This window comes from Parabacteroides sp. ASF519 (assembly GCF_000364265.2).
In the GTDB taxonomy this organism is placed as follows: Bacteria; Bacteroidota; Bacteroidia; order Bacteroidales; family Tannerellaceae; genus Parabacteroides; species Parabacteroides goldsteinii.
On the sequence record NZ_AQFV02000006.1, the window covers coordinates 2,032,434 to 2,048,155 of the forward strand.

A 15,722-nucleotide genomic window follows, 5' to 3' on the forward strand; every position below is an offset into this window, starting at 1 on the left:
TCTGATTAAAAATGAAAGTAATAAGACAACTATTTATAGGATTGGTACTTGCCGGGTCCATGACTTCATGTTATGATTTGCTGACAGAGGTACCTAAGGACTTCTTAACACCGGAAAACTCATATACGGATAGAAAAGGTTTTGAGGCTGCCCTGGCGAATATCTATCTGAGCATACGAAATGATTTTTATGCTAATTCAGACCAATGGCAGAATTTTGACCTGATGGGGGTTGATGTTGATTTGAATAATCCGCGAACGTCGAACGATGTATATACGGAATATTTCTATTGGAATACCCTTAATGCGGATAATGGAATTGCAAAGAAATGGTGGCAGCGGTTATACGGATATATTTACAGTTGTAATGTGATTATCGACCGGGCTGAAAGTTCTCTGGTAAAATGGAATACCGAAGAAGAGAAGAATGCGATTGTCGGAGAAGCTAAATTCTTGCGTGCTTTTGCTTATCGCTTTTTGGGTAATATGTGGGGAAAGGCACCGATTGTGTTGGAAGAGACTACGTCTCCCCAATTCAATTATCAAAGTGCTACCCAGGAGGAAATTTATAAGCAATGTAAGGAAGATTTATTGTTTGCAGTTCAATGGATGCCGGAAATAGATAATCAAAAAGGAGGGAGAGCCTCCAATGTTGCAGCCCGCCATTTGTTATCGGAGATTCTGATTTGCCTGAAAGATTATAACGGAGCGGTGGAACAGGCCACAGCTGTTATAAACAATCCGTCTATGTCTTTGATGACGGAGAGATTCGGCAAACTGAAAGATTTTACATTTGAAGGTTATGACTATCAGGGTGAAAAAGAACCTTGGGGAGATGTCTACTGGGATCTATTCAGGGAGAATAATTTCAACCGTATCGATGGAAATAAGGAATGTATCTGGAATGTACAGTTTGATGTTGAACTGCAAGGGGGTGGCAATACAGGTGTTTCTGGCGGTAATTTCGGATTGGAACGTTGGTTTGGTGCCGCGTGGTGGTCGCAAAAAGATTTGGACGGCACACCCAATTGGTTGAAGGATATTTTGGGAGGACGACCGGTCGGTGCTGTTTCTCCTACGAAATATGCAGCCGAGCAAATCTGGCAATACAAAGATAGCTGGAACAAGGATATCCGTAATTCAAAATACAATATGAAGCGGGAATATTACTGGACGAATCCTAACGGCCGTTTTTACGGTCAGCTTATGACTGAAGAGACTCTGGGAGATAAAGCCACATCTTTCCAGGTTACCGATCCTACTTATATGAAGATAATTGCTGCCCAGCATCACGGACAGTTCAAAGATGCCACGAGTGGAGAAACCCATGACAATGGCCGTATTTATAAAGACTGGTATATTATGCGTCTGGCAGAAACCTATTTATTGCGTGCCGAAGCAAACTTGCTGGCCGGAAAAGCAGATGCTGCTGCCGCAGATATAAATGCGGTACGTAATAGAGCAAACGCAACTCCGGTAACAGCTTCCGATGTAAATATTGATTTGATTCTGGACGAACGTGCCCGCGAACTTTATCTGGAAGATTTCCGTCTGAATACCTTGATGCGAATGAATAAGCTGGTCGAATACCTGATGAAATATAACCCGAAGGTTATCCAGGCCGGGTATAAATTAGATGATCATCTGAATAAATTACCTGTCCCCAATTCTGAAATAGAAGCAAACAAGGAAGGTGGTCTGGTTCAGAATGACGGATATTAAAATTTATTCGTTCCTTTGTAATACATATTGAAAGAGGGTGTTGTGACAGCGTCCATTGCTTGTACAACACCCTTTTAATTAGGCAGATGTTGGTAGTATGAAAAGAAGTATCATGAAACATCCATGAAATAAATTTCGTCCAAGAGAATGTAAATAGGGGGGTATTGTTTACTTTAGTGTCATTCACTCGAAAAAACGAATGCAATGAAAACAGTACCTTTTGAACAAGTCATCCTCCGGGGTTGTGGAATAGATGTCCACAAGGACATGGTAGTTGCTACGATAAGTGGCGAAGGTCTCAAAACTGAAACCCGCAGTTACAAGACCTTCAGTAGTTCTTTGACAGAATTAAAAGAATGGTTATTATCCAGTGGCATTACGCATGTAGCCATGGAAAGTACCGGTGTTTACTGGAAGCCGGTTTATAAGATTCTTGAATGTCCAGATATGAAAGTCTGGATCGTGAACGCACGGCACATCAAGTATGTTCCCGGGCACAAAACGGATAAAAAGGATAGTGCCTGGATTTGCAAACTGCTTTTAGCAGGTTTGTTGAAACCGAGTTATATCCCGGAGCGTGAACAACGTGAGCTTCGTGATTTAACCCGTTACCGTAACAAGTTGATCCAGCATGTATCTTCTGAGAAAAACCGTATTGTTCGTATCCTGGAAGATTGTAACATCAAACTTTCCAGCGTGGTGTGCAGCCTGGACGGAGTCGTGGCGAACAAGCTGATAGATATGTTGATCGATAAGGGTCATGTAACAATGGATGAGATAACTTGCATCTATCATAAAAAACTTGAAGCCAGTCCGGAACTTCTTTATCAGGCTTGTGAAGGCTTTATAGAACCGCATCACATCTATATGTTGCAGACCATCCGTAAAGATATGGAACAGACGAAAGCCATCATAGCTGACCTTACCTGCCGTATAAAAGAGGTTTTATCTCCTTATGAGAATGTGATGGAACTCTTGCAGAAGATCCCCGGACTTAGCCGGAAAACGGTTGAAGACCTGATAGCAGAGATAGGTGTGGATATGGAAGCCTTTCCAACCGAAAAGCACCTGGCTTCGTGGGCCGGTGTCTGTCCAGGCAATAACGAGAGCGCAGGTAAAAAAAAAGTGGTAGAACCACCCATGGCAACAAACAGTTGAAAGCCGTAATCACGGAGGCTGCGTGGGCAGCCACCCGTACCAAGAACACCTTTTACAGTGCACGTTATCACCGTTTAGCCGCCCGTCGAGGGAAAAAGAGGGCTTTAGTAGCAGTAGGACACTCGATCCTGAAATCGGTATGGCATGTACTGAAAGAGGCTTGTGAGTATAAGGAACTCGGTGCGGAATATCTCAACCAAAGGATGGAGCAGAAACGGAAAAATTACTTGAAGAAAGAGCTGGAAGCACTTGGCTATAAAGTTAAAATCAGCCGTGATGATGGTCCAATCCCAGAAGTAGGTTAAAAACATAGAGAAGGTCGATTTTTACTGGCTTGTTGTCGTAAGAAACAGCAAGAGGTCGCTCATGAAACTGATCTCAACTGCTAAGCGGTCAAGACTGCGAGTCCTTTAACGCGTGTATGAAATTTTTTTTCTTAGCTGTTGTAAAATTATAAAATGCCCAAAGATAATAGCCAACCGCATTTGTATCTATACAAGTGCTCTCTTTTGTTTTGTCTGAACTCTAAAAAAATCAATTTATTAATGGTTTAAACGGCTCTCTTGAGATAGGGAGCGCAATTTATTTACATATGAAAAGAGTAAATTTATTATTGTGTGCCTTATTACAACCCTTATGGATTTGTGCACAAACGATGTTGCCATTGACAAGCCCTTCGGAAACATTGAAGGCGGATATCCTGGTGAATGAAAAGTCTGTACGGATTGCATTGTCCGACAAGGGGGAGAAAGTCATGGAAGCGAAAACATTACAGCTGGAGCTGAAAGAAAACATGTTAGCCGGAAACTGGCAGGTAACCGGTCAGGCGAGAACTTCGGTCGACCAGACCTGGCAACCGGTTTACGGGGAACGTTCGCTGGTGACAAACCGGTATAACGAACTGGAACTTTTATTGCGCTCCGATCAGAACCAAAAAGAAATGACCCTGTTCGTTCGCTTGTATGATGAAGGGTTGGCTTTCCGTTATGCCTTCGATAAGCTTGATTTCTGGAATTGTACGCTGACTGCCGAAAATACGCAGTTCCTCTTCAGCCGCGATTGCGATACCTGGGTGACCGGTATGGCACAAGGCGCTTATTCTAAAACGAAACTGAGTGCGCTGAAAGGTGTAGGAGACCGTCCGCAGGTGATACAGGTAAACGGCCGAAAGTTCGTGGCAATCGGCGAAGCTGCCTTGGTGGATTATTCCCGCATGAAGCTGGGCAAGAGTAACGAGGGGATAGGTGTACAGTCTGTCTTGTCCGGTCATGTGAATCTCGATTTAGCCGGTTACCAGTCTCCCTGGCGTTATGTGATGGTTGCCGACCATCCCGGACAGTTGGTGCAGAACAATGATTTGGTGTTGAATCTGAACGAACCGAACCAGATTCAGAATACCAGCTGGATTAAACCGGGAGAAGTGCTCCGTGAGGTGACTTTAACCACTGCCGGCTCTTTTGCCGCCATCGACTTTGCCGCTGAAAACAATATTGCTTATGTCGAGTTCGATGCCGGCTGGTACGGTGCAGAAGAAGATACGCTTTCGGATGCAACAACCGTTACCGTCGACCCGGCGCGTTCCAAAGGACCGCTCGATTTGCCGAAAGTGATTGAATATGCCAACGCTAAAAACGTTGGGATCCTGGTCTATGTAAACAAAAAGGCCTTGCATAAACAGTTGGATGAAATCCTTCCTCTGTATAAAAAATGGGGAATCAAAGGTATCAAATTCGGTTTTGTGAATGTCGGCGACCAATATTCGACAGCCTGGCTGCATCAGGCAATTCGTAAAGCGGCCAAATATGAACTCATGGTCGATGTTCATGACGAATACCGTCCGACCGGTTATTCCCGTACCTACCCGAACCTGATTACGCAGGAAGGTATCCGCGGAGATGAGGAAAGCCCGAACTTGAATCAGGCGATTTATACGTTATACAACCGTATGATTTGCGGGGCAGGCGATTATACGAACTGTTTCTTTGCCGAACGTGTGACGGAAAAGATGGGCGGACGTGCGGCTCAATTGGCTAAACGTATTGCCATTTATAGCCCGTGGCAGTTTATCTTCTGGTATGACCGTCCTTACAACGCTCCGTCCCGTGCCGGTGGTGCCGGTTCTGCCGAATCGGTGATTAAGACGGATGCTATAACCGACTTTTATTGTTCGATTCCTGTTGTATGGGATGATACCCGATTCTATGAAGGCGATATGGATTCGTATGCGGTAGTTGCCCGCCGTTCGGCATCCGACTGGTATGTCAGCATCCTGAATGCCGGCGATAAACGGCAGGTCGTATTGCCGCTTGATATGTTGAAAGACCAATCCCGATATAAAGCGACCTTATATTATCAGGCACCGGGTAAAAAGAAAGCGGTTGTCAGCGTAAAGGAAATCAAACTACAGGGACAGGAAAACCTGACGTTGGATGTGGAAGGTAACAGCGGTTGCGTATTGTACCTTACTCCGTGTAAAAAATAAACGGGAGATAAAAAGATGAGATTACGTATCATCATTTGCCATATATTGCTTCTCTGTATGCCGGGAGTCTTGTCGGCACAGAAAGAATATGTGGGTAAAACAGATAAATTATCAGTGCATCCCCGTATTTTATTGCCTAAGGGAGAAGAGAAAGAACTGAAGAAACAGATTAGAAAAGATGCTATATGGACGGATGTCCATATGGCTCTTTTGGAAGAAGCTGATTCTATCATACAGCAGCCCTTGAATGAATGTGTTATTATCGGTTGGCGTTTACTGGATGTTTCAAGAGACAACCTCAGGCGGATATTTATCTTGAGTTATGCATACCGGATGACTGGCAATGTAAGGTTTGCTAAACGTGCAGAAGCCGAAATGTTACAAGCTGCTTCCTTTCCGGACTGGAATCCACAGCATTTTCTGGATGTCGGTGAAATGACAATGGCGTTGGCTATCGGTTACGACTGGCTTTATGACCGGTTAGCGGAAAAGTCGAAAGAAATAATAGCAACAGCCATTATCGAAAAGGGGTTAAAACCTTCGTTCAATACTAAATATAATTGGTTTGTCAATGCGGTTAATAATTGGAATCAGGTCTGTCATGCTGGTGTCTCTTATGGTGCGTTGGCTATATGGGAGAAAGAACCGGAGTTGGCGCGAAAAGTAGTCAATCGTGCAGTGGAGAAAATCAGGAATCCGATGAAGCATTATGCTCCGGACGGAGCTTATCCGGAAGGAATTGTTTACTGGGATTATGGTACATCTTTCAATGCTTTATTTATTAGTGCAATAGAAAAGATATTCGGCACAGATTACGGGTTGAGTGAATTACCCGGATTTTTGGAATCCGGTGAATATTGTCTGCAAATGGTTACTCCTTGTTTAAGAAATTTCTCTTATTCTGATAATGGGGAGAAAGCCTTCCTGATGCCGGCTGTCTATTGGTTTTACGACAAGACAAAAGATAAAACGCTTTTATACAATCAATCTCGGTTGTATCCGGATAACGGACGCCGGCAGATACAAAAAAATCGATTGGCCCCGGCTATGTTGATATGGGGAGCATCGGCCTCTTTGGCAGAGCCTCGGAAACCGGAAAAGTTGTTTTGGCAGGCACAAGGAGATAATCCTGTTTGTGTGATGCGTTCTTCCTGGAATGAATCGTCGGCTGCTTTTGTAGGAGTAAAGTTAGGTTCACCTTCCATTAACCACGGTCATATGGATGTCGGTAGTTTTGTTTTTGAGGCTAATGGCATCCCTTGGGCAATCGATTTGGGGTTTGATGATTATGACCGTATTGAAAAAAGTGGAATCCAGTTGTGGAGTAATGCACAGGATGCACAACGCTGGGATGTGTTCCGTTATAATAATTTTGCACATAGCACATTGACATTCAATCATAAGAAGCAACGTGTCGATGGTGCGGCTCATATTACCTCCTATTCGGATACGATAGATAGTATGTGGGTAGCATCTGATCTCACCCCGGTATATAGGGACCAGGTGAAAAGTGTAAAAAGGTCTGTATCGTTGGTCGATAGACAATATGTTGTGATAGAAGACTCGATAGAGACAGGCAATCGATTTACCAAGTTGACCTGGACTATGGTTACTCCGGCTTCGGCAAAGGTTATTTCCGATCATGTTATGTTGCTCGAGAAAGAAGGGAAGAAACTATATCTGAAAGTGGAAGGCCCGGAAGAGATTAAATGGAATATCTCACAGGCTCAGTCTGATTATAGTTATGATTCTCCCAATCCGGGTATTTCGCTTATTGGATTTGATACGGATTTGAAGTTAGCAGCGAAACAGCAGGTCCGGGTATATTTATTGCCTGATGAGAAAGACTGTTTAAAATAATATATAGTAACATTTTATCTTGATATAAGATATGAATTACGAAAAACATAAACTTGTCCACCTTTGTGTTGCCCTCTTGTTCTTTGCAACCTTTGCAGAAGCAAAGCAGATCCTTATCGTTTCCCCGAAAGGGAATGATAAAGGCCGGGGGAGTTTATATTCTCCCTTTGCTACGGTAGAACGTGCCTTGTCGGAAGCCGCCCGGTATGCCGGCGATTCGGTCGAAATTCGTATCCGGGAGGGCATGTATCCTCTCGGCCGGACGATTGATGTAAAAGGGTATTCTAACCTGCTGATAGCTCCTTATCAAGGGGAAAAGGTCTCTTTTACCGGCAGTATAAAATTGCAGCCGAAACATCTGCGCCCCGTATCGGAACCGGAGGTGTCCGGGCGTTTGCAGCCCGAAGTGAGGAAGCAGGTACGGGAGATAAACTTGCAGGAGCTGGGATATACGCTGACCGGACTGACTCCAAAAGGCTTTGGCCGTCCGGCTTTGCCGTCGTGGAGCGAACTGTTTATTAACGGTCAGCCGCAACATATCGCGCGATGGCCCAACGACAGCACGGTACTGATAGGAAAGGTACATTGTACCGGCGATATACCACGTGAACAGAAATATGGTTTGGGAGACCCCGTGTTCGAGTATGCCGAGCAACGTCCGTCGGAATGGAAGTCGGTGGAAGATGCCTGGATTGCAGGCTATTTTGCTTACGGATATGCCGATGATCTGTTACCGGTAAAAGCTATAGACCCGGAACGGAAAACAGTAACGGCTGCCCAAGCCACTTTATACGGTTTTAAGACCGGTGCTCCTTTCCGCCGTTGGTATGCCTTGAATTTGGTGGAGGAAATCGACCTTCCGGGTGAATATGTGATAGACCGGAAAAGAGGGAAAATCTATTTGCTTCCGCCGGATGAGCCTGTCCGGGAGATTCAGGTTAGTTTGTTAGGGACTCCGTTGTTTGCCTTCGAGGGGTGCAGGAATGTAACTTTGCAGGGAGTGACACTCGAGTATTCGCGTGGAATGGGTGTCTACATCGAACAGTCGGAATATACGAAAGTGGATAGCTGTGTAATTCGTAACCTGGGGTATGTCGGTGTCAGTATCGGTCGGGGAGATATGCCGGCTGATGACTTGTCTGATCCCCGGCATAGCGCAGACTTGTCGAATCCCGAAGGTGTGCCGGCTGTTATCGGTAATTTAAGCTCACGTCTTTATGACGACCGGCTGTTTGACCGGAAAGCCGGTCGTCATAACGGGGTAAGTAATTGCCTGCTTTATCAGTTGGGTTCCGGAGGTGTCAGTGTGGGTGGAGGCCAGCGTGCGACGCTTACCCCGGCATTCAATTACGTGGAGAACTGCCGTATTTACAACTTTAACCGCATAGAACGCTCCTACCGGGCGGGTGTTTCGTTGGACGGTGTTGGAAACAAAGCCTCCCATTGCGAAATTTACGATGCCCCCAGCATGGCTATCCTGCTTAACGGAAACGACCACATAATCGAATATTGCGATATCCATCATGTCTGCCAGGAAGTAGACGACCAGGGAGCGATTTATTACGGGCGCGACCCTTCCGAACGCGGTATGCTTGTCCGCTATTGTTATTTGCATCACATGAAATCCGAACATAGGGTTTCTGCTACGTATCACGATGACGGAGCCTGTGGCATGGAGGTATTCGGCTGCCTGTATTATAAGGCGGGAACCATACCGGTCCTGATTGGCGGAGGACACGACAATATCTATAAAAACAACATATTTGTAGATGTCCCCCAAGCCTTTCATATCGACAACCGGATGGAGGGATGGAGCAAAGCGACAATGGATAAAGGAGGAATTTTCGAGCAACGCCTGAACACGGTTCATTACGACCAACCTCCTTATGTGACTGCCTATCCTTTACTGGCCGGTTATTGGGAAAATAATCCCCGTATACCGCGTGGCAACCAAATCAGTAGTAATTTGTTTTTCCAGGTGAAACGCATTTTAAATGGCCAGCCGGCCTGGGCTGAATGGTCGAACAATTACATTACAAACCTGAATCCAGGCTTTAAAGACTCGGATGACCCCATAAAAGGATTTTTACCGGATGCGGCGGTATATAAATATATTTATGATTTCAGCCCGCTTCCTTTTGAAGAGATGGGATGTAGTTTGCCGGAAGACTGGTCTCAACACACTTACCAGGCCGGACCTGTCGACATGGAGGTTGTGCAGCGTGGAGATTCGGAGTTTCCTGTCGGTTTTTCGGCATTTTCGCTGGAGAGCCATTTTGTCTGGTGCGGTTCGGCTATCCGGGCGGAAGAGGATGGAAGATACTATCTGTTTTATTCTGCCATGGAGTCGGGAACCGGACATCCGCCTTTTGTCGATGCCTGGCTGTTAGGGTCGAAGATAGGGGTCGCTGTTTCCGATTCTCCTTATGGGGGATACAAAAATATTGGTTTTGTCTATAATAAGGACGGCTATACTCCGGACCGGAGTTCGTGGGATGCCCAGACCGTTTCGAATACACATATCAAGCGCTTTAACGGGAAATATTACCTGTATTACTGCGGTTCGGTAGACCCCGGAGAGAATGCCCGTATAAAAGGAACGCTGAGTAAAAGGGACCGTATCCAGCAAAACCAGAAATTGGGAGTGTTGTGTTTTAACTCCATAAAAGACTTGCTGGAGGGTAAATATACCTGTAACGAACAACCGTTGCTTATTCCCCGTTCGCGGGTAAAACCGAATAATGTGTTGGAACCGTCGCCGGAAGGAACAGCGGTGAAACCGGATAACCTTATCATGGTGAATCCGGCTGTCGTCTATTGTCCGGCAAACCGGAAATATTTCCTTTATTTTAAAGGGAATGTCTATGACCCCGGCTGGCGTGGTGTGCATGGTGTGGCCATCTCCGACGAACCCGCCGGCCCTTTCCGGGTATTGGACGATAATGTCTTTGAATTTGAAACAGGTACGGATCAGAAATTGAATGCCGAAGACCCGTATGTCTGGTATCACCGCAAAGACCGATGCTTCTATGCTGTCTTCAAAGATTTTACCGGAGGATTTACCCAAGGTAAGCCCGGTCTGGCTATCATGTATTCAAAAGACGGCCTTCATTGGGAATTGCCCGAGCACTCTTTATTTATGAACAAGGAGATTATCCTGAAGAATGGCGAACATGTCGATGTGGACCGTCTCGAACGTCCCCAATTGTTTTTAGATGAAAACGATGACCCTATAGTCCTTTATTCCGCCTGTTCCATCACCCCGTTGAATCAGAAGAAAGATGGTAGTTCGTTTAATATACAGATTCCGGTTTTATGTTCTTCGGGCAATCCGGTAACCCGTTTCCCTCGATAAAATCGTGGTTTTTAATAAAACAGGACTATAGTGCCGGATAAGGCAGCACTATAGTCCTACTTGTATCAGCACTACTGTGCTACAACCGATTAGACCATATTGTCGCCTCTCAAATCCGCCTTGATGCATTTGTCAACAAATTGTCAACAAAAAAACAGACAAGTTGTGTAATTGCCTTGTACCTTTATTCGGTAAGGGCTCCGGAAGAAAAAGGCTATAATAAATTAGTCGAATGGAAAAGCAAATTACACATCTTTGTGGCGGGTACTATCGCTCGTTCAAGCAGTTTAAAATACATGTAGAAATGATGGATAATAATATGACTTTTTTGCAGGAATGCGCGCGTTTCCTGCTGGAAACGCATGAGGAAAAGAACGAGTTGAAGCAACGTTTCACGAACCTTTTCTTTGAAACCTATGGACAACAGATCGCCGGAGACTGCGGCTGTTCACACCTGGTTTTCGATCATCAACTGATCCCGGTAAGACAACCGGAATTTTTAATCGACCTGATGCACACTACCCTGGATTTAGGGGTAATAGATTGTTCTTCAGATCATTTAGGCCGAAATCTTAATGCCGTTTTCAAAACGAAATTCTCCTTGTCGACCTTCCAGAGAAAGTTGCGCGCCAATACCCTCAGGGAAAGTATACTGTATAAAAAAATCAAATCATACAAGGACAAATAACCGGTCTGTACATAAAATAATCAACAGTAAACAGTAAGTTAAAAACGGCCGTTTTTCTTTCGGATACCTTCTTTTTTACGGTCTTAGCTGCAATATAATTATACTCTTTTGCCTTTTCCCGTTTACTACCTTTGCCTCTGTGATCTTTTAAACGATGAAAGAGGAAACCTTTATAAGAGTCTTTATATAAGATATTCTTTATATATTAATAAGAGTGTCCCGCCGACTGTCCCAAAGGTTTCGTCTGTGTAGGGTTGAGTGTTTGAAAATGAGATATTTATGCAACTGTGATGCTGTCCCGTCCCTGTCCAGGTGACTGTCCCAGACTGTAACATGATTGTTTAACTTAAATCGCAAGAGATGAAAGGTGAAGATTATCAGAGTGTTAACTCTGGAAAAAGAAAGAAAGGTTTTTTGTGCGTCCCCAATTATTGGCTGGACGACTTTTACTCCGATGAACCGGAGCGGCGTAACAAGGCACGTATTTACCTCTGTTTGCTGAAACATGTTTATTTCGCGGACGGCGAGATCGTAGTCAACGGGCAGCGGATGCCTTGCCGTAAAGGGGAGTGGGTGACCACCTACCGGCAGCTGGAACAGAAGACCGGGGTGGCGCGGACAACGATCAGCCGCTTGATCAAGCTGCTGGCAGAAGAGGGGAACATCCGTATACGCTACGACGGGCATTTTACCTTCGTGCAATTTCCTCCGGAAGGAGTTCCGAAAGATGTTCCCGCTTCCGACGGAAAAGAGTCGCCTCCCGCCAAGCCGGCGAAGCCTCGTACTCCGCCTGCCGGCCGACCGAATTATAACAGATTTAAAGATAAAGAATCATGAAAAACGAACAACCGAAAAACGCCGGACAGCCAAAGACAGTCAGTGTCGCAGCCGGCAATTACACGAGTACAGACAATGGGATGCCTTCGTCCGAAGAGATGGAACAGGCCGTCGTATTGGCCATCCTGACGCAGAGCACTGCCATTTGCGAAGTGGGCAACCGTCTGCGTCCGGAGATGTTTACCAATCCTGCTTATTGCCTGGTTTACCGGGCGATGCTGGCGCTTTACCAGCATGAGGCGGATATCGATATGCTGAGTGTGGAACGGGAGATGCGACGGATCGACCCGGAGCATGCCACGCAACTGAACGGGCTGGCTTTTATTGCCGATGGCATGTTGAAGGTGCGCAATGCCCGTTTCATCAAGACGTATGCCGCCTGGGTGATCCGTTGCTGGGTGTTGCGACAGGCCATTGCCGGGATGACTGCGCGTATGGTCGAAGCGCGTGAACCGGGTGTCGACGTGATGGCATGGCTCAATGCTTCGCGTAAGGACCTGGAGAAGCTGGAAGAGGAATTTGCCGTGCATAGCACTACCCGCACGGCGGCCGAAGTGGGCGACCGGGTGCTGGCGGAGATTTATGACGAGCAGGAGCGGCGCCGTGCAGGCGAGCAATTGCAAATCACTACCGGCATCGACGAGTTCGATCATTATCTGGGCGGACTTTATCGCGGCGAACTGCTCGTGCTCGCCGGGCGTCCGTCGATGGGGAAGACGGCGCTGGCCCTTCACATGGCGTTGGCGGCGGCCCAACAGGGAAAGAAGGTTTGTTTCTTCAGCCTGGAGATGACCGAACGCCAGCTGATCAGCCGCCTGTTGTGTACGTTGAGCGGCGTGGAACCGGACAAGCTGCGTTTTAAACTGATGGATGCCGATGACCAGCAGCGGCTGGATAAGGCGGCAGCCGAACTGCGCAAGTTGCCTCTTTTCCTCAATTATTGCAGCGGTTGCGGGTTGGCGGAGATACGGGCGCGATGCATGGTGCTGAACCGCAAGCACAAGCTGGATCTGATGATCGTGGATTATCTGAACCTGGTCAACGTCAGTGCCGACCGGGGAGAGGTGAAGGACACGATGGACCTGGCCCTGGGCGAGGTGGCGGGCGGATTGAAGACGTTGTCGATGGAACAAGACGTCGCCTGCCTGGTCCTGGCACAGCTGAACCGTAACTGTGAAACGCGCACCGACCATATCCCGATGATGAGCGACCTGCGCAACTCGGGTGAGATCGAACAGATCGCCGACAGTATTGCAATGGTTTACCGTCCGGAACAGTATGGCGAACTGAGTGACCCTGTTACCCGCGAATCATTTTATCATGTGGGCCGCTTTTTCGTCATCAAGAACCGTAACGGCGGCACCGGCGAAGTGCGTTTCCGTTACAACGACAGCCTGACACAGATTTATCCGTATAAAAAATAAGATCATGAATATGCAACAACTGAAAGCCGCCAATCCGATAGAACGGGTGGCGGCACGCTACGGCACCTTACTGCGTTCCGGAGCCAATTACAAGATGCTTTGTCCTTTCCACGACGACCATCATCCTTCGCTCGGCATCCATGTGGGCGGACAGTATTTCAAATGCCATGCCTGCGGGGCGGGAGGCGATGTGGTCGGGTTGGTGATGGGGCTGGAGCGTTGCTCCTTTGCCGAGGCGGTGAAACGCCTGGGTGGGGATAGCCGTGGCGAAGCGGTCCAGGCAACCCGTAACGTACAGGAGCGTACAAAGCAAGCTGTGCCTGAGCCGACCTCGGAAGCGACCCCGGAACAGGTGCTTGCCCGGAAACAGGGGATGGAGGCGAATGTCCGTTTTTTATCCTCCCTGGTCCCCTGTGCTTCGGGCCATACGGAATTGTCGGCTACCTGGCTCGACTTCGGTGTGGCGCAGGCAACGGCGTTTGTACCCGATGACTATCGTTACCTGCGTAGCCGTATCGTTTTTCCCATCTATAATGCGGCTGGCGGGTTGACCGGTTTCGGCGGTCGGCGTCCGATGGCGGCTTCGGAGGAGGAACCTAAATACGTGAATAGTCCGAACAGCCTTTGGTTTGACAAGAGCCGGATGTTGTACGGTATCCACCGGGCGGCGGAGGCGATCCGCCGGGAAGGGTTTGCCTACCTGACCGAAGGGTATAAGGATACGCTGGCGATGCATGCGGCAGGGTTGACGAATACGGTGGCCTTGGGTGGTACGGCTTTTACGGAAGGACAGGCGAAGGTGTTGCGTGGTTTTTGTGGACGGGCGGTCCTTTTGCTGGATAATGATCCGGCCGGGCGGTCGGCGACGGAGCGTTTGTTGGCGCAACCTCCCGGCGGCTTATCCCTGGACAGCCTGCTGTTGCCTACGGCGAAGGATGCCGACGAGTTGTTCCGCCGGCTGGGGCGTGATGGTTTTAACCGGTACATGCGATTGCTTACGGAAGAGGTGGGGAAAGGGGAGAAACGTCTGCTGGCTTTCTGCCTGAAATATCCCGAAGTCGCCTCGCATGTGGAACGGATGCTGGAGGAGGACGATCTGCCGTTTATCTCGGAGCCGTATCGGAATTTATTGCATTTCACGGCGCAGGGTGTGGCTGTTTCCGACCTGTCGGTCCCCGAATCCCTGTTGGCGGAAATCCTTTCCGTTCTTCTTCCGGAGCTACCGCTTCCGGCCGGAGTACCGGCATCCCTGTTGAGTGAAGAGGAAGGTACGGTCTGCCATGAACTGGCCGGACATTTCCGCCTGGAATATTACGAAGAACGTATCCTGAGCGAAACCGCCTGCCTGAACGGACAGCTTCGGGCGGCAACGCCTGCCGACGGCTTCCGTCCCGCCTTGCTGGCAGACCTTTCCCGCCATATATCCCTGCTGGTCCGCCTGGGGGAAGACCTCCAGCGAACGCCGGTGGTGGAGAGGAGGTGGTTGCAGTGAATGTTACCGGATGCTTCGCTTGACGCTCACCAGATGAGGCCTTTCATAGAACGCTTTGCGTTCTCCAGAGATTGCCGATACCGATTATCTCGCAAATACGACAAACAAGTAGAAATACCGACAAATAAGTACAACCGCCGACAGCCACCGACAATGGCGGACTGCGCCTTTCCGCTGGGGCGTATCTTTACGATGTAATATTACAAGAGAGAGTAAAACAGATTCAGTAACTTTTTAAATCGTAAAATTATGTCAGTAAAGTATCGATTGGTATTGCGGAAGGATATGACCAAAGGGGCGGCAGCCGATGCAAAGTTGTTTTATGCAGCGAGCAGTTCGAATGGAATGTGTGACCTGGCTAGTTTGTGTGAAATCATTGCCGACCGTTCGGCAGCTACCGCCGGAGATGTGAAGCTGGTGCTCGACGGACTTCTGTTTGTGGTAAAGCAGAAGTTACAGGACGGGCAGACGATCCAGCTGGGTGACCTGGGTTATTTCCAGGCTGTGCTGGGAAGTAAGGGGTCGCCTACGAAAAAGGAGTTTACCACAGATTTGGTGAGGCGGCCGCGTGTCGTCTTCCGTCCGGGCAAGACCCTGTTGGAGCTGGCCAAGAAGTTGAAGGTGGAGCGTATGGTGCTCGATAAGAACGAACCGGATTCGGGGAGTGGCAGCGGTGGCGGAGATCGCCCGGAAATAGAATAGGCA

General features: G+C 47.8%; 11 protein-coding genes. All 11 read left to right on the plus strand.

Features of this window, described 5'->3' with window-relative positions; all coding sequences use genetic code 11:
- The first annotated feature begins 11 nt into the window (after nucleotides 1–11).
- The 11 genes from C825_RS07780 (at nucleotide 12) to C825_RS07830 (ending at nucleotide 15,719) form a co-directional block, all read left to right on the plus strand.
- Nucleotides 12–1,721 carry a RagB/SusD family nutrient uptake outer membrane protein gene (locus C825_RS07780; protein ID WP_010802065.1) on the plus strand — a complete coding sequence of 570 codons (1,710 nt, stop codon included), beginning with the start codon at nucleotides 12–14 and terminating at the stop codon, nucleotides 1,719–1,721.
- 204 nt (nucleotides 1,722–1,925) lie between these two features.
- Nucleotides 1,926–2,879: an IS110 family RNA-guided transposase gene (locus C825_RS07785; protein ID WP_010800331.1), complete on the plus strand. Its 954-nt coding sequence runs from the start codon at nucleotides 1,926–1,928 to the stop codon at nucleotides 2,877–2,879.
- Nucleotides 2,876–3,184, plus strand: a complete 309-nt coding sequence (locus C825_RS07790) for a hypothetical protein (RefSeq protein ID WP_007657317.1) — start codon at nucleotides 2,876–2,878, stop codon at nucleotides 3,182–3,184. Before C825_RS07785 ends, C825_RS07790 begins: the two co-directional genes overlap by 4 nt.
- A gap of 287 nt (nucleotides 3,185–3,471) precedes the next feature.
- Nucleotides 3,472–5,361: a glycoside hydrolase family 97 protein gene (locus C825_RS07795; RefSeq protein ID WP_010802066.1), complete on the plus strand. Its 1,890-nt coding sequence runs from the start codon at nucleotides 3,472–3,474 to the stop codon at nucleotides 5,359–5,361.
- A 15-nt stretch (nucleotides 5,362–5,376) separates the two neighbouring features.
- On the plus strand, nucleotides 5,377–7,221 hold the full coding sequence (locus C825_RS07800; RefSeq protein ID WP_010802067.1) for a heparinase II/III domain-containing protein: 1,845 nt from the start codon (nucleotides 5,377–5,379) through the stop codon (nucleotides 7,219–7,221).
- Nucleotides 7,222–7,252: 31 nt separating this feature from the next.
- On the plus strand, nucleotides 7,253–10,576 hold the full coding sequence (locus C825_RS07805) for a right-handed parallel beta-helix repeat-containing protein (protein WP_010802068.1): 3,324 nt from the start codon (nucleotides 7,253–7,255) through the stop codon (nucleotides 10,574–10,576).
- A gap of 232 nt (nucleotides 10,577–10,808) precedes the next feature.
- On the plus strand, nucleotides 10,809–11,264 hold the full coding sequence (locus C825_RS07810) for a hypothetical protein (RefSeq protein ID WP_010802069.1): 456 nt from the start codon (nucleotides 10,809–10,811) through the stop codon (nucleotides 11,262–11,264).
- 360 nt (nucleotides 11,265–11,624) lie between these two features.
- The gene (locus C825_RS07815; RefSeq protein ID WP_010802070.1) at nucleotides 11,625–12,101 is read left to right on the plus strand and encodes a helix-turn-helix domain-containing protein; all 477 of its coding nucleotides are present in this window, start codon (nucleotides 11,625–11,627) and stop codon (nucleotides 12,099–12,101) included.
- Nucleotides 12,098–13,525, plus strand: a complete 1,428-nt coding sequence (locus C825_RS07820; RefSeq protein WP_010802071.1) for a replicative DNA helicase — start codon at nucleotides 12,098–12,100, stop codon at nucleotides 13,523–13,525. The genes C825_RS07815 and C825_RS07820 overlap by 4 nt, the downstream gene beginning before the upstream one ends.
- Nucleotides 13,526–13,529: 4 nt before the next feature.
- Complete coding sequence (locus C825_RS07825) at nucleotides 13,530–15,017, plus strand: CHC2 zinc finger domain-containing protein (RefSeq protein ID WP_010802072.1); 1,488 nt, start codon at nucleotides 13,530–13,532, stop codon at nucleotides 15,015–15,017.
- 249 nt (nucleotides 15,018–15,266) lie between these two features.
- Nucleotides 15,267–15,719, plus strand: coding sequence for an HU family DNA-binding protein (locus C825_RS07830; RefSeq protein WP_007654699.1), 453 nt, complete (start codon nucleotides 15,267–15,269; stop codon nucleotides 15,717–15,719).
- Nucleotides 15,720–15,722 lie beyond the last annotated feature (3 nt).